Source organism: Paralteromonas sediminis (genome assembly GCF_003820355.1).
Lineage (GTDB): Bacteria > Pseudomonadota > Gammaproteobacteria > Enterobacterales > Alteromonadaceae > Alteromonas_F > Alteromonas_F sediminis.
In genome coordinates this window covers 594205-620215 of sequence record NZ_RPOK01000002.1, presented here as the reverse complement: position 1 = coordinate 620215, position 26011 = coordinate 594205, and the positions used below count along the sequence as shown (strand labels likewise).

Annotated in this window: 25 protein-coding genes; 11 read left to right on the top strand and 14 right to left on the bottom strand. The window is 44.9% G+C overall.

Going from position 1 to position 26011, the window contains the following annotated elements:
• Positions 1-83: 83 nt before the first annotated feature.
• Genes DRW07_RS08105 through purM form a run of 3 tightly spaced genes read right to left on the bottom strand, consistent with a single transcriptional unit; the run spans position 84 to position 2479 of the window.
• Complete coding sequence (locus tag DRW07_RS08105) at positions 84-797, bottom strand: DUF3108 domain-containing protein (RefSeq protein WP_240630541.1); 714 nt, start codon at positions 795-797, stop codon at positions 84-86.
• The gene (gene purN / locus DRW07_RS08100; RefSeq protein ID WP_124027372.1) at positions 790-1431 is read right to left on the bottom strand and encodes a phosphoribosylglycinamide formyltransferase; all 642 of its coding nucleotides are present in this window, start codon (positions 1429-1431) and stop codon (positions 790-792) included. The genes DRW07_RS08105 and purN overlap by 8 nt, the downstream gene beginning before the upstream one ends.
• 13 nt (positions 1432-1444) lie before the next feature.
• Entirely contained in the window at positions 1445-2479 is a 1035-nt protein-coding gene (purM, locus tag DRW07_RS08095; RefSeq protein WP_124027371.1) for a phosphoribosylformylglycinamidine cyclo-ligase, read from the bottom strand.
• A gap of 154 nt (positions 2480-2633) precedes the next feature.
• Here purM and DRW07_RS08090 point away from each other — a divergent pair, with 154 nt between their 5' ends.
• Both DRW07_RS08090 and hda read left to right on the top strand, forming a co-directional pair.
• Positions 2634-3845 carry a DUF2066 domain-containing protein gene (locus DRW07_RS08090; protein ID WP_165870449.1) on the top strand — a complete coding sequence of 404 codons (1212 nt, stop codon included), beginning with the start codon at positions 2634-2636 and terminating at the stop codon, positions 3843-3845.
• A gap of 3 nt (positions 3846-3848) precedes the next feature.
• A complete protein-coding gene (gene hda / locus DRW07_RS08085) occupies positions 3849-4568 on the top strand; it encodes a DnaA regulatory inactivator Hda (protein WP_124027369.1) in 720 nt (239 codons plus the stop codon).
• A gap of 22 nt (positions 4569-4590) precedes the next feature.
• Here the strand turns inward: hda and DRW07_RS08080 are convergent, their stop codons facing one another.
• The 4 genes from DRW07_RS08080 to arsC are packed head-to-tail and all read right to left on the bottom strand — an operon-like array spanning position 4591 to position 7999.
• Positions 4591-6585 carry a hypothetical protein gene (locus DRW07_RS08080; RefSeq protein WP_165870448.1) on the bottom strand — a complete coding sequence of 665 codons (1995 nt, stop codon included), beginning with the start codon at positions 6583-6585 and terminating at the stop codon, positions 4591-4593.
• Between the two features lie 7 nt (positions 6586-6592).
• Positions 6593-7033 carry a DUF2069 domain-containing protein gene (locus DRW07_RS08075; RefSeq protein WP_338067755.1) on the bottom strand — a complete coding sequence of 147 codons (441 nt, stop codon included), beginning with the start codon at positions 7031-7033 and terminating at the stop codon, positions 6593-6595.
• A 1-nt stretch (position 7034) separates the two neighbouring features.
• Positions 7035-7637, bottom strand: a complete 603-nt coding sequence (wrbA, locus tag DRW07_RS08070; protein WP_124027367.1) for an NAD(P)H:quinone oxidoreductase — start codon at positions 7635-7637, stop codon at positions 7035-7037.
• Positions 7634-7999, bottom strand: a complete 366-nt coding sequence (gene arsC, locus DRW07_RS08065; RefSeq protein WP_124027366.1) for an arsenate reductase (glutaredoxin) — start codon at positions 7997-7999, stop codon at positions 7634-7636. The genes wrbA and arsC overlap by 4 nt, the downstream gene beginning before the upstream one ends.
• A 73-nt stretch (positions 8000-8072) precedes the next feature.
• Here arsC and DRW07_RS08060 point away from each other — a divergent pair, with 73 nt between their 5' ends.
• Positions 8073-8567, top strand: coding sequence for a TlpA family protein disulfide reductase (locus DRW07_RS08060; RefSeq protein ID WP_124027365.1), 495 nt, complete (start codon positions 8073-8075; stop codon positions 8565-8567).
• Here the strand turns inward: DRW07_RS08060 and bepA are convergent.
• On the bottom strand, positions 8564-10030 hold the full coding sequence (bepA, locus tag DRW07_RS08055; protein ID WP_124027364.1) for a beta-barrel assembly-enhancing protease: 1467 nt from the start codon (positions 10028-10030) through the stop codon (positions 8564-8566). The two genes, DRW07_RS08060 and bepA, sit on opposite strands and share 4 nt — an antisense overlap.
• A 135-nt stretch (positions 10031-10165) precedes the next feature.
• On the opposite strand from bepA, the gene DRW07_RS08050 reads away from it, so the two are divergent.
• On the top strand, positions 10166-11239 hold the full coding sequence (locus tag DRW07_RS08050; RefSeq protein ID WP_124027363.1) for an AI-2E family transporter: 1074 nt from the start codon (positions 10166-10168) through the stop codon (positions 11237-11239).
• A 17-nt stretch (positions 11240-11256) separates the two neighbouring features.
• On the opposite strand, the gene bcp is transcribed toward DRW07_RS08050, so the two are convergent.
• Together bcp and DRW07_RS08040 are read right to left on the bottom strand one after the other, a co-directional pair.
• Positions 11257-11721 (bottom strand): thioredoxin-dependent thiol peroxidase, encoded by a 465-nt coding sequence (bcp, locus tag DRW07_RS08045; protein ID WP_124027362.1) that lies wholly within the window; start codon positions 11719-11721, stop codon positions 11257-11259.
• Positions 11699-12259 (bottom strand): glycine cleavage system transcriptional repressor, encoded by a 561-nt coding sequence (locus DRW07_RS08040; RefSeq protein ID WP_124027361.1) that lies wholly within the window; start codon positions 12257-12259, stop codon positions 11699-11701. The genes bcp and DRW07_RS08040 overlap by 23 nt, the downstream gene beginning before the upstream one ends.
• Before the next feature lie 127 nt (positions 12260-12386).
• On the opposite strand from DRW07_RS08040, the gene dapA reads away from it, so the two are divergent.
• From dapA to purC, 3 genes are read left to right on the top strand one after another with little or no spacing between them, the layout of a single operon-like run.
• Entirely contained in the window at positions 12387-13268 is an 882-nt protein-coding gene (dapA, locus tag DRW07_RS08035; protein ID WP_124027360.1) for a 4-hydroxy-tetrahydrodipicolinate synthase, read from the top strand.
• A 15-nt stretch (positions 13269-13283) separates the two neighbouring features.
• On the top strand, positions 13284-14384 hold the full coding sequence (bamC, locus tag DRW07_RS08030) for an outer membrane protein assembly factor BamC (protein ID WP_124027359.1): 1101 nt from the start codon (positions 13284-13286) through the stop codon (positions 14382-14384).
• Positions 14385-14397: 13 nt separating this feature from the next.
• Complete coding sequence (gene purC / locus DRW07_RS08025; RefSeq protein ID WP_124027358.1) at positions 14398-15123, top strand: phosphoribosylaminoimidazolesuccinocarboxamide synthase; 726 nt, start codon at positions 14398-14400, stop codon at positions 15121-15123.
• 49 nt (positions 15124-15172) lie between these two features.
• Here the strand turns inward: purC and yfaE are convergent, their stop codons facing one another.
• The 4 genes from yfaE to ubiG form a co-directional block, all read right to left on the bottom strand.
• Positions 15173-15445, bottom strand: a complete 273-nt coding sequence (yfaE, locus tag DRW07_RS08020) for a class I ribonucleotide reductase maintenance protein YfaE (protein ID WP_124027357.1) — start codon at positions 15443-15445, stop codon at positions 15173-15175.
• 10 nt (positions 15446-15455) lie between these two features.
• Entirely contained in the window at positions 15456-16586 is a 1131-nt protein-coding gene (nrdB, locus tag DRW07_RS08015) for a class Ia ribonucleoside-diphosphate reductase subunit beta (protein ID WP_124027356.1), read from the bottom strand.
• Between the two features lie 36 nt (positions 16587-16622).
• Entirely contained in the window at positions 16623-18959 is a 2337-nt protein-coding gene (gene nrdA, locus DRW07_RS08010; protein ID WP_124027355.1) for a class 1a ribonucleoside-diphosphate reductase subunit alpha, read from the bottom strand.
• Between the two features lie 298 nt (positions 18960-19257).
• On the bottom strand, positions 19258-19962 hold the full coding sequence (gene ubiG / locus DRW07_RS08005) for a bifunctional 2-polyprenyl-6-hydroxyphenol methylase/3-demethylubiquinol 3-O-methyltransferase UbiG (RefSeq protein ID WP_124027354.1): 705 nt from the start codon (positions 19960-19962) through the stop codon (positions 19258-19260).
• Between the two features lie 217 nt (positions 19963-20179).
• On the opposite strand from ubiG, the gene gyrA reads away from it, so the two are divergent.
• The 4 genes from gyrA (at position 20180) to cmk (ending at position 25958) form a co-directional block, all read left to right on the top strand.
• Complete coding sequence (gene gyrA / locus DRW07_RS08000) at positions 20180-22843, top strand: DNA topoisomerase (ATP-hydrolyzing) subunit A (RefSeq protein WP_124027353.1); 2664 nt, start codon at positions 20180-20182, stop codon at positions 22841-22843.
• Positions 22840-23922: a 3-phosphoserine/phosphohydroxythreonine transaminase gene (gene serC, locus DRW07_RS07995; protein WP_124027352.1), complete on the top strand. Its 1083-nt coding sequence runs from the start codon at positions 22840-22842 to the stop codon at positions 23920-23922. Before gyrA ends, serC begins: the two co-directional genes overlap by 4 nt.
• Entirely contained in the window at positions 23922-25202 is a 1281-nt protein-coding gene (aroA, locus tag DRW07_RS18375) for a 3-phosphoshikimate 1-carboxyvinyltransferase (protein ID WP_124027351.1), read from the top strand. The genes serC and aroA overlap by 1 nt, the downstream gene beginning before the upstream one ends.
• A gap of 84 nt (positions 25203-25286) precedes the next feature.
• Complete coding sequence (gene cmk / locus DRW07_RS18370) at positions 25287-25958, top strand: (d)CMP kinase (protein WP_124027350.1); 672 nt, start codon at positions 25287-25289, stop codon at positions 25956-25958.
• The last annotated feature ends 53 nt before the right edge of the window (positions 25959-26011 follow it).

The window sequence follows — 26011 nt, the reverse complement described above, 5'->3', positions numbered from 1 at the left end:
AGGTCAGACCAGATTGTTACGTACGTTAATAAGGTGTTAGCAAAAAATCAAGCAGATAATTTAGATGCGTGGCAGCGTTGTATTCATTTTTGAACGAACGTGGTGAGCTTGATATCGCCTTGTTCTTCTCCGTCCTTGAATTGCTGCAATCTGACGAGCAGATAATCAAGTTCTGGCGCAAACCAAGCGTAAGTCTCCCGGCTGCTGTTTTGGCGAACAATTTTAACTTTAATACTGTTCAATTCTCCAAAAGGTAGGTCAATCTGCTCCTGATCTTCTACACGGATTTGGTACTGTTTCTGTTCCCCGCGATAGTTAATGAAACTGACGTTCATCTGTGTTTTGTTAACGGATAACTGCAAAGGAAGGGCTATGCGATACAATTGATTATCTGTTTCGCCGCGCCATGGGAGTGTACTAATATCGTTGTCTTCTTTAATCTGAATGCGCTTTTGATTTTCATTAAATGTCACATCCAGTTGCTTGTCGGAACCCGTTCCTGAACGTGAGTAGTGATACTCCTTGGGCACTAGCTGGTTATCCTGCAAATAGAAAATAGAGTGTTCAGTGCGTTTGTCTGAAAGAAAAAACTTAGAGACCTTAGACTGATAAAGCAAAGAGTATTGGTTGCCTGCCAGCCATTCAAGTTCCATCGACGCTGTACCCAACGCATCGCCCCATCGGTAAGCCGTGTATTCGGCTTTAAACGGTGTTAAAGACGGTGTTTCCGCCTGACTGAACCCAGTTTGTACAAACGTCAGGCCAATCATTAATAACACTGCCTTTATTTTACTCATGTGCGAACCCTTGTGGCGGTAATACATCATTGTCCATAACAGCGCGATTATCTCTCATCACCAGTCTCCCGTCACACAACCAACTGACTACCAGAGGATAAATTTGCCGCTCTTGGGTTTGAACACGTTCAGCCAAAATGGTTGCATCGTCATCAGTAAAAACCGGTACTTTACTTTGAATGATGACTGGACCTCCGTCCAATTCAGGGGTCACAAAGTGTACGCTAAGGCCATGTTCCGTATCCCCCGCATCAATAGCACGCTGATGTGTGTGCAAACCTTTGTATTTTGGTAACAACGAGGGGTGAATGTTGACCATTTTTCCACTGAAATGCTCAACAAGAGACGGCGTCATTATTCGCATATAGCCGGCCAAAACGATAAAGTCGGGTGCGGCATCATCGATCACTTCTTTGAGTTTGGCATCGTACGCCTCACGATCGTCAAAGGCCTTGTGATCGATGTATCGCGTTGCAATACCATGTTGTTCAGCACGTGTTAGTCCGTATGCGTCTGCTTTATTACTTATCACCAGTGAAATGCGGCCATTGATGCGGTTTGCTTCAATAGCCTCTATGATAGCCTGCAGATTAGTGCCACTACCTGAAATCAATACCACGAGATTTTTATGCATTACGCAGCCTAGCTCAATTGATGACAACTGCGTCTGATTGGCCGCTAGCCGTGTGTCCAATAATCCAGGCGTTTTCACCATTTTGCTTGAGGATGTCGACCGCTTTATCTGCATTTTCATTGTCAACAACTAGCACTAGGCCCACGCCACAGTTAAACGTGCGATACATTTCATGGGTTTCTATATTGCCATTTTCCTGTAACCAAGCGAAAACAGCGGGCCATTGCCACGAATTGCCATCAATTACTGCCTGTACGTCATTAGGTAAGACGCGTGGAATGTTTTCCCAAAAACCACCACCGGTTATATGGGAGATAGCATGCACGGGCAGGGACTCTATCAGCTTCAGGACAGATTTTACGTAAATTTTCGTTGGCGCTAGCAAGCGGTCTTTTAGCGTGGCTCCATCAAACGCTTGATTGATGTCGGCGTTGCTTACTTCTAAAACCTTACGCACAAGAGAATAGCCATTTGAATGTGGACCTGAAGAAGCCAAGGCAATAATAGTTTGGCCGTCTTTTACCTTACTGCCATCAATTAATTCGTCTTTCTCAACAACACCAACACAAAAGCCTGCTAAATCGTAGTCTTCACCTTCATACATACCCGGCATTTCGGCAGTTTCCCCACCAATCAATGCACAGCCTGCCATTTCACAGCCCAAACCAATACCCGTTACCACATCCGTAGCCGTATCTACATTTAGCTTTCCGGTTGCATAGTAGTCTAGGAAAAACAAAGGTTCTGCACCCTGAACAATGAGATCATTGACACACATGGCGACCAAATCAATACCCACACCTTGATGTTCACCACAGTCCATAGCCAAACGCAGTTTAGTTCCCACACCGTCGGTACCTGAAACCAAAAGTGGGGAACGATACTTTTCTGGTATCGCACACAGCGCACCAAAGCCGCCCAAGCCGCCTTGTACTTCAGGACGGTGTGTCTTTTTTGTTACATGCTTGATGTTTTCTACTAGTTTATTACCAGCATCAATATCGACACCTGCATCTTTGTAGCTCAATGGTTTACTAGATTCGCTCACTTTTGCTCGACTCGCGTGTTAGAAAGGTTTAAAAAATTAACTGGCGCGATTCTATCAGGGATGAAATCCCGCGACAAATGTCGCACAATGCACTTGTTCAAATTTACCTAGAGATCGGATATCAGGGCACATGTCTAAAATTGGTGGCATTATAATGTGGGTTTTATTATTCACCCCCATTGCAGTGAATGCTTCGAGTATCGTTAGCACCAACGTGGGAGAAGTGGTCGTCTCTGAGCACAGTAACCCTAGGCGTGCGGCATTTTCGCAGGTCATAATAAAAATGACTGGAGACCCCACAAGCGTTTCCAACGCTGCAGTGCGTGAAGCACTTCGTCAATCTGATGAATATCTGGCGTCTTATGAATACTTGATGAGAAACCAGGCTCAAATATACAGAGCCGTATTTGATCGGCAAAAAGTCCAACAATTGATCAAGCGCGCAAATTTGCCGCTATGGGGCGCAAGGCGTCCAGACGGCATAGTGTGGTTAGCGGTGAATAGTAGCGAGCGTATTGGCATTGTGTCGGATGTATCGCCGACCGAACAAGCACAGCAAATTAAACAATCTGCCAGTGGTCGTGGTATTAATTTATTACTGCCCTTGATGGATCTGGAAGATACCATGGCAGTGGGACCTACTGATGTGTGGGGGAGGTTTATGCCTGTTATAGAGCGAGCAAGTAGCCGATATCGCCCGGATTTTATAATTGCTGCGAGAATCGGCAATACCGAAGGTCTTAGGCAAAGACGTGCCATTGCAGAAGCAATGGCAAATCGGAAAAAAACGCAAGCTCCAGTATTTGTAGACTCTGCAGCCTTTGCATATTCAGTGGATGATGTAGATGGGTTTTTACAACGAGCCGATGACATCAATCTGCAGACGATTCAGAGTTTTGAAGCAGACGAATTTGCCATAGTCAACAGTGACATAGACCGTTATTCTGTGGTGTTAGATTGGACGATTAAAGGCGAAGACGGCATCGAATCTGGTCAGTTTTTCGGTGATGATGACCAGACAGTCATTAAGCGCCTTATCGATTTTTATGCAGATAAATTGGCAGACCTCTATGCTATTTCGGTCTCTCAGACAAAAAATGCTACCTATGTGCTCAATATTGCCAACATTCAGTCGCTATCAAGCTCTGTTTCACTTAGCCGATATCTGGCAGATCTCACGGTCGTACAGGACGTAAGGTTGACTCAGATAGAGGGAAAAGTTGCTGCTTTCAACGTGGTGTTACTCGGAGAATTAGAGGACCTAATTACTACATTGGCGCTGGATAAAAAACTGATACCCATTGATCAGGATGGCATACAGATTAATGCACAGTCGCCAGTGATCAATCTTTACTGGGACGAATAGTCGATGCAATTGACCTTACCCGTTCAACTTCCCGCGGATGAGACTTTTAGTAGCTTTTTCCCCAGTGGCAATGAGGCTGTGCTCAATTACCTGAGAACTTTGGGCAGCAATAGCAGTGATATCAAGCACCCAATCACATTGCTTTTCGGTGGGGCGTCTACGGGCAAAAGCCATTTATTGTATGCGGCTTGCCACAATGCAGAGCTGCAGGGACAAAGTAGTGCTTATCTGAATTTGTCAGACTTTTTGCACTATTCTGCTGAAATTTTTGATGGGTTAGAGCAATTAAGTCTGGTTTGCCTAGACAATATCCACTGTATAGCCAAGGATGGAACTTGGGAAGAAGCACTGTTTGACTTTATCAATAAGGTGGTAGAAAAAAGCAATACAGGTGCGCACACACATTTATTGATGACCAGTGCAACACCGGCCAGCGAACTGCCTTTCTTGTTGCCTGACCTCATTTCGCGGTTACGATGGGGATTAGTGTACGCCATTGAACAACCCACTGATGATGATAAAAAGGCAATCCTTGCATTACGCGCAAAACAGCGTGGTTTAAGCATTTCTTCTGCCACTATTGACTACTTGCTTTCACACGGTAAGCGCGATTTACCCTATCTTATGCGTGTGCTAAGTGAGTTAGACGACTTGTCTTTGCAATCAAAGAAAAAGATTTCTCTGGCTATGCTCAAGCAAGTACTGAGTACCAGCGATCATTGAGCATAGTCAGTAGTAGGCGCACCTAAGGTTTCATTGGCAGTTTTCTAGGATCACCATGCTTATGATGCAACATAAGGTTGGGAATTCCACTAAACCCTAACCCTGAATGAGACCCCTGCATAGACTTGCCCGCCATATTATTTTGCGTATTGGATTCCAGGTCGAGTAGTGCAAACCAATTCGCATTTGGCGGAAATATTTGTGTTGCTGGTAAATCGGGGTATACCGCGTCAAAATCAATCTCAGGATAAACACGTTCAATGGTGTACCTAAGCCTATTGAACAATGCAGGGTCAGTGATCCTTGCTCTGGCTCCCCAGGTTACAATAGCATTTGGGTTGTTTACCGTTCCAATAATACCTGTATCAGCAGGAATGCCCAGACGGTAAAGCATCATGAAACGCTCAAAAAGCGTTGCATAATCTTCCCTCTCGTTGAAATAGGCATAATAGGCGGGGGCCCTGTCAGGGGCATAAAAGCCCTGTATGTCCAAAGGCACAAAATTGCGCTGTTGAGCAGTGGCTGTCTCGCCACCAAAGGAGACATTGGCCAGCGATTTTAACTCAGAGGATGTTAACGGATACAGGCCATCCATATCGGTTGAGTCGGGCTGTGCATCATTGAAATAAGACAATGGCGATGTTGTCGTACTTATGGTTGGCCAGCGTCGAGGAGGGAAGTAGTCATTGGCATGGCCTAATTCATGGTACATGAGCCAGGTTAAACTCGCTTCGAGTCCACTGAAAGGTTTATCACCACGCTCTGAGGCCGCAGGAAACGCCTGATTAAGGTAGTTTTGTCCATTTTTTACATATCGCCAAAAAATGCCAAACTGTAAATCATTGCCAAAGTTACTCCTGAAATCAGGACGAGTGTTTAATGTGTCTCTTTCTTGCGGCGTGCGCCAAAAATTATTGGCGTCTAAGTAGATAGCCCCCGATACCACCCAATAAAATGAGGGCCTGATGTCATAGGAAATAACAACCGCGGTAGTACCTCTGAGAAGGTTTAACATGTCGCTACCAGCCTCAGACTGGCGCAGATACTCTTCAAAACGCTGTCCCATCCAAGGATGCGACACTAATGTTCTGTTTAGTACGTCCTCAACCGTCGGTGTAGTGGTTTCCATTCCCAATAGCGGCAGATCTTCGAAACTACAGCTAGTGTCAAACTGGTTATTGTAAACACAGCGTTTTAGCGAATCAGCATAGGGGCTCTCTTCCCTGTAAGGGATCATATGCGAGGAAACGTATAAGTCGTTGTTAGTAAAATAACCATCCTGATTAATCGTGACATTATCAATCAATACCAGTGCGGTATCCGATGCCTCGGAACCATCCGTAAATGTAACATTCGCCTGATAGCTGATGACGCTGTCGCTAGTAACTGAGGGGGCATTAAAGAACAGGCTATGAGGGCGGGTTGAATCGAACGCCTCACCGTCGTCTGATTGTGTTTGTACATCGTTTACTTGCGGCCCGTGCAAACGCGTCCAGCTGATCCTGTCGATAGTCTTGTCTGCAGTGGTGTCCACCCGTAATGAAACCCTGCCTAGTTCCGTGGCTGAGTGGTCAAGTCTAACATTGGCTAAAACCGAATTTGAATCTGCTACGTCTAACGAAAAGTTTAGCTGCCTTTGCGCATCGCTATTCAATGTGGCTGTTACCCTAAATTGATATTGACCAGGCTCACTCGTATCAAAGCCAATGACTTGCGTATGTGTTGCAAGTACTGTCACATTAGGCCCACTAATTTGTTGCCACAGAATGGATTCAATCTCAAGTTGATCGTCAGTCGTAATGGCAAAGCCAACGCTTTCTCCCGCAAGCGCTGTTAGCTCACCATGCAATTGCAGTCCGTTTTCTGTTAGTGATACGGTCTCAGCTGCCGGCGGAGGGTTAGGGTTTGGCGGCGTGGGCGGCTGAACAGGCGGTGGTGTGTCAGTGCCTGAACTTCCGCCGCCACAAGCTTGCAACAAGATTAAAAACGCACTAAACAAGACAATACGGGTTTTCATGTCTGCACTACCTTTGTTCAAAATGTTGTTTTTCTCGTTCCATTTCATCTTTAAGTTTGCCTATGCCTAGGCCACACTCTCGGCCTCGTAATCGGGCGAAAACGCAGCAACCGGTAAACATAGCAACCGCAAGGACTAATTCAACAGCAGCATAAACGCGTTCTGCAGGTACTGCATACAGTACGGTGATACTGTGAAGAAAATAGAACAAAATAAAAAAGTTTGCCCAAGCGTGTGTGTAGGCTTTACCTCTTAAAATACCGTGTAATGGCAACAAAAGAGGCATCAAATAAATCAACACCACAAAGGGTACAGAGTAAGCATGTTCTTTTGTTACTAGCAGTTGCCAGTTGGCCACCCAAAGTAGTAACGCTAAGTGGCTCAAAAGCGCAACATAGCGATAAAATTTGGTTTTATTTGCCATGGGAATGTCGGGAAATACATGCATGCTAATACTCTTTATTTTGTGTGGCTAACGATGTCGCCAATACGGCCATGCGTTGGCCCTGTGCGATGGCTAGGCTTTTTTCTTCGTCAGACAGGGCGTCATTGTTGCCGTTAGCAACATGGGTAACGCCATAGGGAGTGCCGCCGCTTTTAGTGGTGTGCAATGCGCCTTCACTATAGGGAAGGCCGCTGATTATCATACCGTGATGGAGAAGCGGCAACATCATGGAAAGCAATGTGCTCTCTTGGCCCCCATGTAAACTACTTGAAGAGGTAAAAACACTGGCAGGTTTACCGGCTAATGCGCCGCTTAACCATTCTTCACTGGTTGAATCTAAAAAGTGTTTCATTGCTGACGCCATGTTTCCAAAGCGGGTAGGGCTTCCTAAGATAAGACCGTGACAGTCACACAGGTCTTGTTTAGTTACAAATGGGGGCCCTGATTTCGGTACTTCAGGTGCCGAAGCAGTAGTCTCTGTGGACACGGATGGCACCGTTCTAACTAAAGCTTCGGCGCCACCTCGTTCGACACCGGTTGCAATCGCCTCTGCCAGCATTCTGGTCGCTCCATGGCGTGAATAATAGAGCACTAATACGGTTTTCAAGGTAGCAAGTCCAGTACGTTTTCAGGTGGGCGGCCGATACAAGCCTGAATACCTGCGTCAGAGTGTTTTATTACGATGGGGCGTTCCAACAGTTTTGGGTGGGTATGTATTGCTTTGATTAATGCCGCTTCCTGAGTTTCATTAGCCAGTCCGAGCTCTTTATACAGTGCTTCTTTTGTTCTAGTAATAGCCCGAATACTGTCAATCTTAAGATAGGTTTTTAATTGTTCCAGACACTGCTCACTAGGTGGATCATTTAAGTACAAGACGATTTCTGGCTCGATGCCTGCATTTTCGATTAGCGCGAGCGTTTGTCTGCTTTTTGAGCAGCGTGGATTATGCAAAATTTTGATACTGGACATATACGTCTATCCTGTGTTGTTATTTTTACAAGTGTAACTAGCGTAGGCAATGCGCTGCAAGTTTGTCTGATTAATGAAAAACTCAACTTTACAATATGTTTTACCGCTGTTGGCACTGATCATGGGACTGAGTGTCTACGTTTTGTTCAACATTAATACTGCTTACGATGCAGAGACCGTTTCGGGAGAAAAAATTGTTTGGCAACAAAAGAAAGGCAAATGGCTGGTTGTAAACTTTTTTGCCCAGTGGTGCGCACCTTGTTTGAGAGAAATTCCTGAACTCAATCGTTTTAATCAGGGGGTAAGCGAGAACACTGAAGTGTATATGGTAAGTTTTGATGCGCTGGATAAAGCCACACTGCAGCGTATTATTGAACAATACACCATCGAAGTGCCCGTTATTGTTACTAATACAGAAACTGCCTTGCCTGTTGCTTATCCAGCTGGCTTACCAGCAACGTATATAATTTCGCCAAACGGTCAGATAAAGGAAGAAATACTTGGAGAAGTAAAAGCTGACCAATTAAACGCGCTGTTGTCTCAACACAAAAGCGCATTCGACAATTAAAGTGACTTCAGTTTTTCTTCTTCACTCCTGAATTGTTTTATTCGGGCTCGAATTCGCTGTTTGACTAAGTGGTCATCACCGGTGTGGTTATAAGCAAATTGTAGTTCGTCTACTGCACGCTTATACCCTCCTGAAAGCGCAAACACCTCTGCTTTACTCTGATGCATATTCGCGCGTTGATTGGCACCCTGGTATGCATCAGAAAGTAATTGATGTGCCAACTGGTGTTCTTTGTCGGTTAACAGGAAATCTCGCAGAATACTTATAGCCTGCTCATATTGCTCTGCCTCTAAATGTGCATTGGCCAAGTTTAGTGCCAATACTGGGTTGCGGGGCGTTAACGCAAAGTGCGGATTTAGCATTTCTATCGCTTTGGTTGGCGATTCGAGTGCAATGGCGACATCGGTTGCTGTGTCTAAATAAAACTGATTGTCAGGGCGCGATTGCAGAAGTGGCGCTAGCACATTCTGCGCTTGTTCAGGTTTGTCATTGCGTAACAACGCGAGCGCATAACCATATTCTATCGCTTCGTTAAATAAGCCCGAACGTTTTCCTCTGGCTGCCTCAAAATAGTCAAGCGCATAGCGCTCATCAAATTCATACCGCGCCTGTATTCTGGCTTTGGCAAGTTGGAAAGCAAGGCTTGGCGGCAGGTTTACCTGTGGCAGGCTCTCCAACCTAGCTCTGGCATCGGCAACCCTGTTTTCACTCAAAGGGTGCGAGAGAAGCCGCTGTGGCGGTTTTGATACTAGTCTTGACGCTTCAACCAACTTTGAGAAAAACGTAGCAGCACCCTTAGGGTCAAAGCCCGCTCTCGCCAACATAGCAATACCTATTCTGTCGGCCTCTTGTTCATTGCTGCGGGTGTAATTAATTTGAAACTGCGCAGAAGCTGCCTGCGTTGCCTGAATTGCGGCCATGCCTGCAGAAGGATCGGCCAGCGCTAATAATACACCGCCTATCAACGATGCCAACGCTAGAGGAGAAGAGCGTTGTTGAGCCTGCATTCTACGTGCTATATGTCTTTGCGTGACATGGGCTATTTCGTGGGCAAGTACAGAGGCGACTTCACTTTCATTGTCCGCTTTTGCAATGAGGCCCGTATGCATGCCAATGTGCCCGCCGAAAAAGGCAAAGGCGTTAATTGCATTGTTGTTGATAAAGAAAAAAGTGAAAGGGAAGTTTGTGTTGTCCGCATGGGCAACCAGCCGGTTACCCAAATCCTGAATATATTGCTCAAGGACAGGGTCGTGTACCAATGGAGCCTGACCGCGTAACTGCCGCATCAGTGCATCACCAATAATCTGTTCTTTGTCAATGGTGACAACCTCTGATGCCACTACACCGATTTCAGGAAGGTCATTTCGTTGCGTGTTTGTCTGAGAGAATGCAGCAAAACTGACTGCAGCACCTACGACAAACGCGCATGTAAACGTAATAAAAAGGTTGGTTAACCGGGCCATTCCACCCCTGACTATTTTATAATTAAGTGTACTCTTTCATAGTAGAGTACCGATTCCTACAAACAGTTTCATTAATTTCCAAAGAAAATCTGGTATCTTATCGTCCGCAACTTAATGAACAAAAAAGGCTTTTCAATGCTAAGCGTATTTCGTCGCTGGTACCAACGAAAATTTTCAGATCCTGACGCAGTTATGTTACTGCTTCTAATATTGATATCTACGGTCGTCTTGTTAATTTGGGGCAAAATGATGATGCCCGTGATTGTAGCGGCCATTATTGCTTATCTACTAGACTGGCCTGTGGTACAGCTAGAAAAGGCTGGTATTGGCAGGTCAATTGGTACGGCTACTGTAATGGTGCTATTTAGCGCGGTGAGCATTATTGCATTGGTTATCTTATTGCCTATAGTGTCGAAACAAAGTGTCAATCTTATGCAGGAAACACCGCAGATTGTCGCTTCTGCGCAAAACTGGGTACTTACGCTTCCGGAAAAATACCCCAGATACGTTCAGGTTTACCAGATAGAAAACATCATGGCGGGGCTAAACGAAAAAATTGGCGCGTTGGGTGAATCGTTAATCAGTCTTTCTTTTAGCTCTTTGGTCAATGTGGCGGCGTTACTTATCTATCTTATACTTGTCCCGCTTATGGTTTTTTTCATGTTAAAAGACAAAAACTTTTTCTTGCAGACCGTATCAAAACTTTTGCCAAATGAACGGCGTCTAATCACTCAGGTTGGCAATGAAATGAACACACAAATCGCCAACTATATACGTGGCAAGGTCATCGAAATTGTTATCGTCGGCGGCGTGTCTTGCCTTACGTTTGTTTTGATGGACCTACGCTATGCCATGTTACTGGGCGTGTTAGTAGGACTCTCCGTACTCATTCCCTATATTGGCGCAGCTGTTGTGACGATCCCGGTTGCGGTGGTTGCATTGTTTCAGTGGGGGATTAGTGCTGAATTTTGGTATTTGATGATTGCTTACAGCATTATTCAGGCTTTGGATGGCAACTTATTGGTGCCGCTGCTCTTCTCAGAGGCGGTTAGTCTTCACCCTTTGTACATTATTATTGCGGTGTTGTTTTTTGGTGGGTTATGGGGGTTTTGGGGTGTTTTCTTTGCGATACCGTTAGCTACCTTGGTAAAAGCCGTAATCACTGCTTGGAGTTCGGAATCTTCACAAGTAAAAGAGGGTACGGCATAGTGCCGTACCCCAAGCCTTTATTTATTCAGGTAATTTAATACCACTTGATGGTGTTCTTTTGTTTTAAATTTGTTGAATACGTGCTCAATATTACCGTCTTCGTTAATCAGGAAAGATAATCGGTGAATACCATCGTATTCTTTGCCCATAAATTTTTTGGGGCCCCATACACCAAATGCATCGGCGACAGCGTGGTCTTCGTCTGAAAGCAGGGTAAAGTTAAGGTCTTCTTTCTCTACAAACTTGGGCAGCCTTTTCACCGGATCAGGGCTGATACCCAGAACAACCACGTTGGCCTTGTCGAGTTCAGCTTTCACGTCTCTTAACCCTTGTGCCTGAACGGTACAGCCAGGCGTCATAGCCTTGGGATAAAAGTACACGAGTACTTTTTTTCCGGCGAAATCTGACAATGATACCGCGTTGTCGTGTTGATCCTGTAACGTGAATTGAGGTGCGTTGTCACCAGCTTGCAACGTTTTCATCTTGCTCCTTACCGTGAGTGTCTTTTAATTTTCCTGTTAGATTTAGCCCTTTAAAACAGCTTTGCATGGCTTTGTCTAACGCGTCTATATCTGTGTCGCGGGGTACGCTCATCACCATCTTACAGCGCATGTGCTCCTCGCCAGTTTTGGGCTCAGTGAAGGTTTTTTGTCTAAATGCACTAATGGTTGCATTGTGATCAGCAAATACACCGGTAACACGTTTTATCAATCCAGGTGTATCAATGCCGCTGAACTCAATGTCGAACAAGCGTTCCAAATTTTGTTTTTCATGCTTGCTGGTACGCTTCATCATAGACAGTAGATCAAGCTTCTGGCAGATGAGTGGGATTGTGCACTCTGCCCGGGTAATGTCAGGTTGTGTGCCCTCAATGATCATAGTAAGAGAAAAATCCTGACCAAAAACGGCTTGTCGGCTATCCAGTATATTGCAATTTGCATCGTTAACCGCTGTGGCAATTTCGCTCAAAATACCGCGTTTGTCTGACCCCAAAAAAGTCACAATCAGCTGTGTTTTCATGCTCTGTCATTCACAATTTCATTTATTGCATAATAACACAGAGTTTTTTTAACAAACCAGCACTACCATGGCTTGTGTTTATGCCATTAGATAATTACCATGTGCGCTTCATTGCGTTGGAGTATCTATGTTTAAAGGCAGTTACGTTGCACTCATTACCCCTATGGATGCGAATGGCCAAATCGACTATCAAGATTTAGAAGCCTGTATTCAATTTCACATCGAAAACGGTTCGGACGGTATAGTATCCGTTGGAACTACAGGCGAGTCGGCAACCTTACCTTTTGACGAGCATATCAAAGTAGTAAAACGCACTGTGGATATAGCGGCTGGCCGCATACCTGTGATTGCAGGTAGCGGCGCGAATTCAACGGATGAAGCCGTGTTTTTAAGCCGTGAAATGGCGCCACTTGGCGTAGACGGATTTTTAAGTGTTGTGCCTTATTACAACAAACCACAACAAGCAGGTATGATCGCACACTTTAATGCGATAGCTGATGCCACAGATGTCCCTGTTTTGTTGTACAATGTTCCGGGTCGAACGGTGGCGGACATGTTACCTGAAACGGTCGCAGTGCTGGCTGAACACAAAAATATTGTGGGCCTCAAAGATGCGACCGGTGATTTGCAGCGATTGACGGATACAAAAGCCTTGGTGCCAGATGATTTTGTCATTCTCAGCGGTGATGATGAAACCAGCTGTGAATTTTTAAAGTTGGGCGGTCATGGTGTAATTTCTGTCACCGCAAACATTGTTCCAGGTCCAATGGCGAAGATGTGTCAGGCTGCACGAGATAATAACTTTGCGCTGTGTACTGCAATAAATGCTGAAATTGAAAAACTTCATTCGGCTTTGTTTGTTGAACCCAATCCGGTTATGCCTAAGTGGGCAATGTATAAAATGGGATTAATCAAAAACCCTGAATTGAGATTGCCTATGGTGATTCCGGAACTTGCGAGTCAAAAAGCAATCGAAGCAGTGTTGCATGAATACGCGTTAATGAAATAAGAATAAGAGATGTTAATGAAAACCAAATTAGGTGTGCTGTTAGGTGTCGGTGTAATCGCACTGGGCGGCTGTTCTACCATTGAAGACAGACAACGGGCTTCGGGCAACTTCAATTATGTGGATGCTTCTGTCCAAACTCCAGTTTCTGTGCCAGAAGGGCTCGATTCCCCGACTTATTCCGATGAATACAACATACCAGAAATTGGCAGTAGTGCACCGTCGAACTTGTATGGGAAAAAGCTAATCATTGCTTCACCGGCATTGGTATTACCATTAGTCACAGGTTCGCATATTGAAGAGGGCAACAAGTCTGCCACGGTGAACTTTGACCAGATTGACGACAGTACACCCCTGGATAAAACAGTATGGAATACTTTGATCAGCTTTCTTGAACAAAACTCTATTGGTGTAGAAAGTTTTGAACCCGAAGAGGGAACACTGATCACAGACTGGATGCTCATCAAGCAAGAAGAAGACAGCAGCTGGTATTCATGGAGTACGACGAAGAGTGAAACGGGTAGGCGTTTTGAGTTTAAACTCGATGTTGCCCCTCACGGTCGTACAGCATCACTCAACGTGGCATTGAAAGATTACATCAAAAAAGTAGACGATAGTGTTGTTGCCAGCATTGAAGATGTGCAAAAGCGGGCAGAAGAGGTAGACATTCTGAACCAGGTCATAGGCCATTACGACTATCAGATAGGACTTGAAAATAGCAAGCGTCGCCAGCAAATCCGACAAGGCCTAACAGTAGAAATGGGCTTCAATGCTGACGGTGATCCCGCTTTTATTATCGATGGCAAATATGATATTGCCTGGCCACGATTGCAGCTAGTTTTGCGAAAACTGGGCTTTAACGTAAAAGATTTAGACAAATCTAACGGACTTCTCTTTGTTACTTATGGTGGAGAGGAAGGAAGCTGGTGGACGACCTTGTTTTCAAGTGATGATGAGTTGCTTGACGAAGGTGATTATCGTTTGAAAGTATCGTCTGTAGGCGCAAAAACCTCGTTGACCTTCATGGATGATGAAAGTTCGCCGTTTGCTGCGAACCAGGTTGCCGATCTTTATGCCGTTTTCTCAGACGCCATGTCGCAAGACGACTTAGATATTTAATGTAGGAATACCAATGCAAAAAAGAGATGAGCTCTATCGCGGTAAAGCAAAGACGGTTTATTTAACCGACGATAGCGACAAATTAATCTTATTGTTTAGAAATGACACGTCTGCGTTCGATGGTGAAAAGATTGAGCAACTGGACCGTAAAGGTGAGGTAAACAACAAGTTTAATCATTTTATCATGAGCAAACTGGAAGCAGCCGGGGTTGCTACTCAGGTTGAGTCGATTATTTCTGACACTGAATCTGTCGTTAAAAAGCTCGATATGATCCCGGTTGAATGTGTAGTAAGAAATGTCGCAGCTGGTTCTTTGGTTCGTCGTTTAGGGGTAGAAGAAGGCATGGACCTTAACCCGCCTGTTTTTGAGTTCTTTCTTAAAAACGACGCGTTGCATGATCCTATGATCAATGATTATCACGTCACTTCATTTGGCTGGGCAACGGCATCGCAAATTGAAGCCATGAAGAAAACGACGTTCGCAGTTAACAGCATTCTCAAGAAACTGTTTGATGATGCGGGCATGATCTTGGTTGATTACAAGTTGGAGTTTGGTACAGACGCTGAGGGCAACTTGATTTTAGGTGATGAGTTTACCCCTGACGGTTGTCGTTTGTGGGATAAAGAAACACGCAAAAAGATGGACAAAGACCGTTTCCGTCAAGGCCTTGGAAGTGTAGTTGAAACCTATATTGAAGTTGCCGAACGATTGGGTGTTGCACTCGATTCGGTAAAGTAAACGCTATTTAGTCTCTCTTAGTAGAAACCGCGGAAATACCGCGGTTTTTTTATTGATTAATTTCAATTTCAATGTCTGACGCAGCTTTACAGCAGCAAGGTAAAATTTCGTCGTCATCAATAAATGCTAGTGGATCTGTCGTGTATTCGACCTCGCCCTTAATGAGTCTGGAACGGCAAGCGCCACAAAAACCTTCCCGACAATGAAAAAGCATATCGATGTTGGCTTTTTCTAACGTTTCCAGGATCGTTTCGTCATGTGATGTAGAAATGGCCTCACCATCAACGACATGGATGGTGAGGTTGCCATCAGGTTTGGTCACTTTGCAGGGATTAAAGTTCGAAGTCTGCGAAGTCCTCTTCGCTTACGCTCGAATCAATCTGACCGACTAAGTAAGAGCTTATTTCAGACTCTTGAGGTGCAACCTGGACATGGTCTGAATTAAGGTAATTATTCATCCAAGGCAATGGGTTACTCTTTATTTCAAAAGGTTGACCAAGGCCTATCGCAGACATACGATGATTAGCGATATATTCAATATACTGACAAAGAATGTCTTTGTTTAAACCAATCATAGAGCCATTTGCAAACAAATATTCAGCCCATTGTTTTTCCTGTTCGACAGCGTTAAGGAATATATGTGAAGCTTCCTCTTTGCATTCTTCAGCAATCTCTGCCATTTCAGGGTCGTCTTTTCCTTTCGCCCATAAATTTAAAATGGTTTGTGTTGAAGACAAATGGAGGTTCTCGTCTCTTGCTATCAAACGAATGATTTTTGAATTACCTTCCATCAACTTGCGTTCGGCAAAAGCAAATGTACAAGCGAACGAAACGTAGAAACGGATAGCCTCTAATGCATTAACAGAATTCATGCACAAGTACATTTTCTTTTTCAGTTCACGCATGGTGATAAGGTGCCTTTCACCGTTCACTGTATGCGTGCCTTCTCCTAGCGTTTGCCATAACTGAGTCGCAAATATGAGATCATCATAGTATTTGGAAATATCCGCAGCTCTGCGTTTAATTTCCTCATTCATCACTATGTCTTCAAAAATCTCACTAGGGTCTGAAAACAGGTTGCGTAAAATGTGCGTGTAGGAACGAGAGTGAATTGTTTCAAAAAACGACCAAGTCTCGACCCAAGTTTCTAGCTCGGGCAAAGAAATGAGTGGTAAAAAGGCAATATTAGGACTGCGGCCCTGAACTGAATCTAACAGCGTCTGGTACTTCAGGTTTGAAATAAATATATGCTTTTCGGATTCAGTCAATTTTTGAAAATCAACTCTGTCTTTACTTACATCTACTTCTTCAGGTCGCCAAAAAAAGCTAATTTGCTTTTCGATTAACTTCTCAAAAATAGCGTGTTTTTGCTGGTCGTAACGAGCCACGTTAACCGGATTGCCGAAAAACATCGGCTCGACGAGCGGATTAGTACTTTTTTGATTGAATGTTGTGTATTTCATAATTTTTATTAGTCTTTAGCGCAATTATTAGCCAAATTAAATCTTACATGCACCGCCAGCGCAGTCATCGTCTTCAGTCGCAATGGCCTCAACGGCCTTAGAGACTACACCAGTAGCTTTCGTTTCTTTCGCCGTGGCATCTGAAGATGTCGCGTCGCTCGCACCATCTCTGGTGTTATGGTAGTAAAGCGTCTTCACGCCGAGCTTGTATGTTGTAAGCAGGTCTTTCAATAAAAGCTTCATTGGCACCTTACCGCTTTCGTACTTACCCGGATCGTAGTTTGTATTTGCCGATATGGTTTGATCGATAAACTTTTGCATAATACCAACGAGTTGCAGGTAACCGTCATTGGACGGGATATCCCATAGCAATTCGTATTTGTCTTTTAGACGTTCGTACTCCGGTACTACCTGTTTGAGCACGCCGTCTTTGCTTGACTTAATACTGATGTGACCACGCGGCGGTTCAATGCCGTTAGTCGCATTAGAAATTTGTGATGACGTTTCTGATGGCATCAGCGCCGACAGGGTTGAATTGCGCAAACCGAACTCTTTGATATCAGCCCTCAAGGACTCCCAGTCTAGATGTAATGGCTCGTCACAGATCTTGTCGAGATCTTTCTTATAGGTGTCAATGGGTAATAAACCTTGGGCATAAGTGGTTTCGTTGAATTTAGGGCAGGCGCCTTTTTCCTTAGCTAGGTTATTAGACGCTTTGAGCAGGTGATATTGCATTGCCTCGAACGTCTTATGCACCAAACTATTAGCACTGAAATCTGAATATTTCACACCGTTTTTAGCCAAGTAATAGGCAAAATTGATAACGCCAATACCCAAAGTACGTCTGCCCATAGTGGCATTGTAAGCAGCTGGTACAGGGTAATCTTGATAATCCAAGAGGCTGTCTAAAGCGCGTACAGAAAGGTCTGCTAATTCTTCAAATTCGTCCAGAGAAGCAATAGCACCAAGGTTGAATGCTGATAGTGTACAAAGCGCTATCTCACCATTTTCGTCATTGACGTGCTCGAGCGGTTTAGTGGGCAATGCAATTTCTAAGCATAGATTGCTCTGTTTAACCGGCGCAAATTCTGGGTTGAAAGGGCTATGCGTGTTGCAGTGATCGACATTCTGTAAGTAGATGCGTCCCGTGCTTGCTCTTTCCTGCATAAACAGGCTGAATAGCTCCATCGCTTTAATGCGCTTCTTACGAATGCTTTCATCTGCTTCGTATTGCACATAAAGTGCTTCGAACTTGTCTTGGTCGGCGAAAAAGGCATCGTATAGGCCCGGTACATCAGAAGGGCTGAACAGCGTGATGTAATCATCTTTCATCATGCGCTGATACATGAGCTTATTGAATTGTACGCCGTAATCCAAATGGCGAACGCGGTTTTCCTCAACGCCACGGTTGTTTTTTAATACCAGTAAAGATTCAACTTCCATGTGCCAAAGTGGATAAAACAGGGTAGCAGCACCACCTCTAACTCCGCCCTGAGAGCAACTTTTTACAGCGGTTTGAAAATACTTATAAAATGGAATACAGCCTGTGTGGAAGGCTTCTCCACCACGTATTGGGCTTCCTAAGGCTCTGATACGACCCGCGTTTACACCGATACCCGCGCGTTGACTTACATATTTTACAATGGCGCTGGCTGTGGCATTAATTGAGTCAAGGCTATCACCCGTTTCAATGAGCACACAGGAGCTAAACTGGCGAGTTGGCGTGCGGACACCTGCCATAATTGGCGTGGGTAGAGATAACTTAAACGTCGAAGCTGCATCATAAAACCGCTTAATATAATCCATTCTGGTTTCTTGCGGATACTTGGCGAACAAGCAGGCTGCCACTAATACATAGAGAAACTGAGCACTTTCATAAATCTCTCCGGTCACGCGGTTTTGAACGAGATATTTACCTTCAAGTTGTTTAACTGCAGCGTAACTAAAATTCATATCGCGCCAATGATCTATAAACGCATCCATGGCTTCAAATTCAGCTTGTGTATAGTCGGCTAAAAGATGCTGATCATATTTCCCTGCTTCCACCATTTTGCACACATGATCGTACAATTTCGGGGGTTCAAACTGACCGTACGCTTTCTTTCTTAAATGAAAAATCGCCAAACGAGCCGCGAGGTACTGATAGTCTGGCGACTCAGTAGAAATTAAATCTGCTGCAGATTTAATGAGTGTCTCGTGGATTTCTTCGGTTTTAATGCCATTGTAGAACTGGATCTGAGCTTTGATCTCAACTTGAGAGACTGACACATTGTTTAGTTTGTCTGCTGCCCATTCTACGACTTGGTGAATTTTATCTAGATCGATGGTTTCTTGTTCACCATTGCGCTTGGTGACATAAAGCGTATCGTTCATTGGTGCATCCATTTTTGTTATTAGCGCGAAGAAGTCAGCGTATTTAGTACGCCTGTTATAAATGAAGCCTCATGGGCCTCACTACATCTTGGTGTGTGCATCAAGACATAGACACAAGATAGTGAGGTTTACGTTTTATTGCAACCCAATATATGGTGTTTATTGGATGGAAAAATGTACATTCTGCATGCCGGTTAGTACAGACTAACTGTTAAGATTAATGCATGATTACGACATCGACATTGCAACAATAAATCAATTATTTTGCACAATATTTTTTTACGGTATTTTGCGTCAACTAGGCCGGCTTTATGCATGTAATTAAATAGTTCACGTCAATGTTGGTATCAGACATGTAAAAGGTGCTTTTGATTGGGTGGTAGTGCATTCCCATTGCCTGCACGGTTTTAAGATCTGCCTGATCGCACATGCTGATCAGCTCGCTAGGTTGAATAAAACGTTTAAAATCATGTGTGCCTTTTGGTACCCAGTTCAACACATACTCAGCAGCCACTATGGCCATTAGGTAGGATTTAGGATTTCGGTTGATGGTTGAAAAAATAGCAATACCGCCAGGTTTAAGCATGTCTGCACAGGCTTTCACTACATTAGCTGGAGACGGAACGTGCTCCAACATTTCCAAACATGTGACAACATCAAAGCTTCCCTTATGGTGCTCGGCAAATGCTTCGGCGCTACTTAGCTGATAGTCAACCGTAACACCACTTTCTAAACCGTGTAAACGCGCTACTTCGAGTGAGGCTTCTGCCATGTCTATGCCCGTTACATCTGCACCTGCTCGAGCGAGGGCTTCTGCCACGAGTCCACCTCCACAGCCTACGTCTATGACGCGTTTACCAAACAGGCCATTTACTTGTTCTTCAATGTAGTCCACGCGCAGGGGATTGATTAGATGAAGCGGTTTAAATTCGCCTTCGGGATCCCACCATCGAGATGCGAGATTGGCAAATTTGGATATTTCATTCTCATCAACGTTCTGCATGAATTTCTCTGTAGCGGATTGAAGAAGCGAATTTTTACCATGCTCGATCGAATAATAAAAGAGATTACCTACTACATAAATAAAATTTCTGGTGGTAAACTCGCTAGTCTAATCGGAGAACATGTGACTATCGTCATCCGATCCCAAAACCGTTGTAATCGTTGAATATCACATTCCGATTTAGCAAAGAAAAAATAAAAAAGGGACAGCGCCGTATATGACCGACAACGCTAAAGAAATCCTGCCGATTAACATTGAAGAAGAGCTGAAAAACTCCTATCTGGATTACGCGATGAGCGTAATTGTAGGCAGGGCGTTGCCAGACGTTCGCGATGGACTTAAGCCTGTTCACCGCCGCGTCTTGTTCGCCATGAACGAATTAAAGAACGATTTTAATAAACCGTATAAGAAGTCGGCGAGGGTAGTCGGTGATGTTATCGGTAAATATCACCCTCATGGTGATTCAGCGGTGTACGACACAATAGTCCGTATGGCGCAACCATTTTCACTTCGCTACATGCTGGTTGATGGCCAGGGTAACTTTGGTTCTGTGGATGGCGATTCAGCCGCTGCGATGCGTTACACCGAAGTTCGCATGGCTAAAATTGCGCACGAATTACTCGCCGATCTCGATAAAGAAACAGTGGACTTTGTTGATAACTACGACGGTACAGAGCAAATACCTGAGGTATTACCAACGAAGGTGCCCAACCTGTTAGTTAATGGTTCATCGGGTATTGCGGTAGGCATGGCTACTAATATACCGCCACACAACCTGACTGAAGTGGTTAACGGTTGTATCGCGCTGATAGATAATCCCGACAGCACGATTGATGAGTTAATGGAATACATACCAGGTCCGGATTTCCCGACTGCGGCAATGATCAGTGGCCGAAAGGGCATTATTGACGCCTATAGAACCGGACGTGGCAAAATTTATTTGCGTGCCAGGGCAAACATCGAAACAGACAATAACGGTAAAGAGACCATTATTGTTAATGAGATACCCTACCAGGTAAACAAGGCCAGACTGATTGAGAAAATTGCTGAGCTGGTAAAAGAAAAGCGCATTGAAGGTATTTCTGCGCTGCGCGACGAGTCAGATAAAGACGGTATGCGTATTGTTATAGAAGTGAAGCGTAACGAGTCTGGCGAGGTGCTTCTTAATCATTTGTATGCTAACACGCAGCTTCAAACGGTGTTTGGCATCAATATGGTGGCACTGGATAACGGCCAGCCCAAAGTCTTTAACCTCAAAGATACGCTGTCGTGTTTTATTCTTCATCGTCGCGAAGTGGTCACAAGACGCACTGTATTTGAGTTGCGTAAAGCAAGAGAGCGCGCACATATTTTAGAAGGGTTGGCCATAGCGCTAACCAATATCGATCCCGTCATTGAGCTAATCAAAAACTCTTCAAGCCCGGCAGAGGCAAAGAAACTGCTTGTTGCGCAAGGCTGGAATTTAGGTGACGTGGCTGACATGCTCGAACGAGCAGGCAATGACGCTGCTCGCCCAGAATGGCTAGCGCCGGAATTTGGTATTCACGAAGGCAAATACTTCCTTACTGAGCAACAGGCACAGGCCATTCTCGATCTAAGGCTGCACAAGCTAACGGGACTGGAACATGAAAAAATCCTAGAAGAATATAAAGCACTGCTCGATGAAATTGCTGAGCTATTGCATATTCTTGGGTCTTCAGCGCGTTTGATGGAAGTGATCCGCGAAGAGCTAGAAAAAGTCAGAGACGAATACGGCGACGAAAGACGCACTGAAATCACGGCAGCAAGCCACGACATTGATATTGAAGACTTGATTGAACAAGAAGATGTGGTTGTGACCCTCTCTAGAGAGGGATATGTGAAATATCAAAAACTCACTGAATATGAAGCACAACGGCGGGGCGGAAAGGGCAAGTCTGCGACAAAGATGAAAGATGAAGATTTCATCGAACGTTTATTGGTCGCCAATACGCACGATCACATATTGTGTTTCTCTACCCGAGGGCGCTTGTACTGGTTAAAAGTCTATCAGTTGCCACTGGCAAGCCGAAACGCAAGGGGCAGACCACTTGTTAACATCTTGCCTCTCGAAGACGGTGAGCGCGTAACAGCGATCCTACCCATTAAAGAATTTGAAGAAGGCAAGTATGTGATCATGGCTACCGCGAACGGTACTGTGAAGAAAACTGACCTTACTTTATATAGTCGTCCACGCTCAAACGGCATTATTGCAGTCAATCTGCAAGAGGGCGATGAGCTGATCGGTGTGGCGATCACGGAAGGTAACGACGACATTATGCTGTTTTCTGACGAAGGCAAGGTTGTTCGCTTTAACGAAATGCTCAAAGATTCCGAGACGGGTGAAGTCAAACTCGACCCCGAAACAGATGAACCTATGCACGCTTTGCGTGCAATGGGCAGAACGGCTACCGGTGTAAGAGGTATTAAATTACAGGACGGACAACGCGTTGTGTCATTGATTGTTCCACAGGGTAATGGTGCTATTCTGACTGCCACAGAAAATGGCTATGGAAAACGCACGCCACTCGAAGAGTACCCCGCCAAGAGCAGAGCGACGCAAGGCGTTGTTTCGATAAAAGTGTCTGAACGTAACGGCAAAGTCGTCGGTGCTGTTCAAGTCGACGAAAACGATGAAATCATGTTGATCAGTGACCAAGGTACACTGGTAAGAACACGTGTTTCAGAGGTTTCTGTCGTAGGCCGGAACACGCAGGGTGTGCGTTTGATAAGAACCGCAGATGATGAAAGTCTCGTTGCGTTACAACGCATCGAAGAAATTGTTACTGCACAGGAAGATATTGCTTCAGAAGAACAGGCTGATGGTGAAGCACAAGCCGGAAACAGTGAAACAACCGAATAATGACAGCATATAATTTTAGTGCAGGGCCTGCCAAATTGCCTGAAGAAGTCATGCTTCAGGCACAAAATGAGTTTGTTGACTGGAACGGGCAACACAGTTCTGTCATGGAAATCAGTCATCGCAGTAAGGCATTTTTGCGTGTAGCGGAGGAAGCTGAGAGCGATTTTCGTGATTTGCTTACTATTCCAGCTAACTATAAAGTCTTATTTATGCACGGTGGCGGGAGAGGGCAGTTTGCTGCCGTTCCGCTTAACTTATCTGCTCCAGAACAGTGTTCAACCCATATTGTCACTGGTTCATGGTCGAAAGGCGCGGTAGCTGAATCAGATAAATACAATAACGCTGTAGTTATTGCTGAAGCGACTATTAAAGACGGCCTTAAATATGTCGAACCCGTTAAGAGTGACCTGCAGCCAGATGCGGCTTATTGTCACTTTTGCCCAAATGAAACTGTAGATGGTATTGCGTTTGACTGGCTGCCACAGGTTGGCAGCGTGCCCTTGGTCGCTGACATGTCCTCGACAATATTGTCACAACCACTCGACATAGATAAATACGGTCTTATTTATGCTGGAGCGCAAAAAAATATTGGCCCTTCCGGTCTGTCGGTTGTCATTGTACGCGATGATCTTCTGGGTAAGGCACAAGCGATTACACCGAGCTTTTTAGATTATTCACTGCAAAGTCAAAACGACTCTATGTACAATACACCGCCTACATACTCGTGGTATTTGGCAGGGTTGGTATTTAAATGGTTGAAAGACAAAGGTGGCGTGAATGCTATCGCGGCTATAAACGACCAAAAAAGTGCACTGCTCTACGAGGCCATCGATAGTTCTGATTTCTACAATAATCCTGTACATCCGGACAATCGCTCTAAAATGAATGTGCCTTTTACACTTGCCAATGGTGAGTTAGATAGTGTTTTTCTCGAACAGGCAGAAAGCGCTGGCTTACAAGCCCTTAAAGGGCATCGTTCAGTGGGTGGTATGCGAGCGAGTATATACAACGCTATGCCACTTTCTGGTGTGCAGGCATTAGTGGCGTTTATGAAAGAGTTTGAAAGGAAATTTGGTTGATGGAGTCTTTGACACTTTCCCCCGTCGGACGTATTGACGGCGACGTCACTGTGCCTGGTTCTAAAAGCTTGTCTAATCGGGCGCTTCTGTTGGCTGCGCTGGCAGAAGGCACAACTACACTGACTAATCTTCTTGATAGCGAAGATATTCGTCATATGTTAACTGCGCTCACTTCTCTGGGCGTTGCGTATGAATTAAGTGAAGACAAAACGACCTGTATTGTGAAGGGGCTCGGTGGTGCTTTTAATGTATCAGAGCCTGTTGAATTGTTTCTGGGTAATGCCGGTACAGCTATGCGTCCATTGTGTGCGGCGCTGGCACTGTCTAATGTAGACGCAACATTAACCGGCGAACCACGAATGGAAGAGAGGCCTATTGGTGATTTAGCCGATGCACTCAATGCTGTTGGTGCTGATATTCGTTACTTAAAAAACAGTGGTTATCCTCCCGTCAATATTAAAGGTAAGACATTAGCAGGCACCGCGCTTTCTGTTGATGGCAGTGTGTCAAGTCAGTTTCTGACGGCTTTATTAATGAGTGCTCCCCTCTTTGACGGGGATGTTACCATCACAATATCAGGAGAGTTGGTGTCTAAACCATACATCGACATTACCCTTAATGTTATGGCACGTTTTGGTGTTACGGTGGAAAATCAAGATTATCAACGATTTGTTGTGAAGTCTGGGCAACATTATCGGTCACCGGGCCATTATATGGTAGAAGGCGATGCTTCGTCGGCCTCCTATTTTTTAGCCGCTGCGGCGATAAAAGGCGGAACCGTTAAGGTGCATGGTTGCGGTTCTAACAGCGTACAGGGCGATGTTAAATTTGCTGAAGCGCTGGAAAAAATGGGGGCGAAAGTTACCTGGTATCCTGATGCTATCGAAGTCACTGGTGCACCGCTTCACGCAATAGATGAAGATTTTAATGCGATACCTGATGCTGCGATGACAATTGGTACAGCCGCATTATTTGCCAAGGGCACCACTCATATTCGAAATGTATATAACTGGAGGGTGAAAGAGACCGACCGGTTACATGCTATGGCAACCGAATTACGAAAAGTGGGTGCAAGTGTTGAAGAAGGGGAAGACTTTATTTCAATCACACCGCCATCGCAGCTTAATCATGCCGCGATAGACACCTATAATGATCATAGGATTGCGATGTGTTTTTCACTAGTTTGTTTGAGCGATACCGCTGTCACTATCAATGATCCAGGCTGCACAGCCAAGACGTTTCCTGATTATTTTCAAAGATTTTCAACCATTTGTCGTTAAGTTTTAGCCACATCAATTGCTAATCTAAATGATGCGCGTATAATTGCGCGCGTTTTTTCATCTCATTTTTTTCCCGGAGCATTCATGCAAAGCGTACCCGTAATCACGGTAGACGGCCCAAGTGGGGCAGGAAAGGGAACCTTATCGGCGTTGATCGCTGCGCATTTGGGTTGGCACTTTTTAGACAGTGGAGCCCTCTATAGAGTCTTGGCGGTCGCATCATTACATCACGATATTCCCGCAGATGATGAAGAAGGCCTGGTCCCTCTTGCGACAGGCCTAGATGTGAATTTTACCTGTGAAAATGGCCTGCACAGGGTAGTCCTTGAAGGTGAAGATGTTACGGATGATATCCGCACAGAAGAAATTGGCGCCGTTGCATCACAGGTCGCAGCGCTTCCCCGTGTGAGAGAGGCCTTGGTAAGAAGGCAGCGGGCGTTTAAGGACCAGCCTGGACTGGTTGCCGATGGAAGGGATATGGGCACAGTAATTTTTCCTGATGCCGAAGCCAAAATATTTTTAACAGCAAGTGCTGAAGCCCGCGCCGAAAGGCGGTGTGCGCAGTTGAAAGCCAAGGGTTTGGATGTTAATATTGCGCGCCTTTTGAGCGATATACAGTCAAGAGATGAGAGAGATAAGTCTCGTACGGTGGCACCATTAGTGCCGGCTGACGATGCATTGCAGCTCGATTCAACCTCGTTGACTATCGAACAAGTATTTGAAAAGGCACTAGATTTTATCAATTCACGTATTTAAAAATTACGGGAATAATGTCGATAAAGGTGTTGGCACAGGATGTGCTGACAATG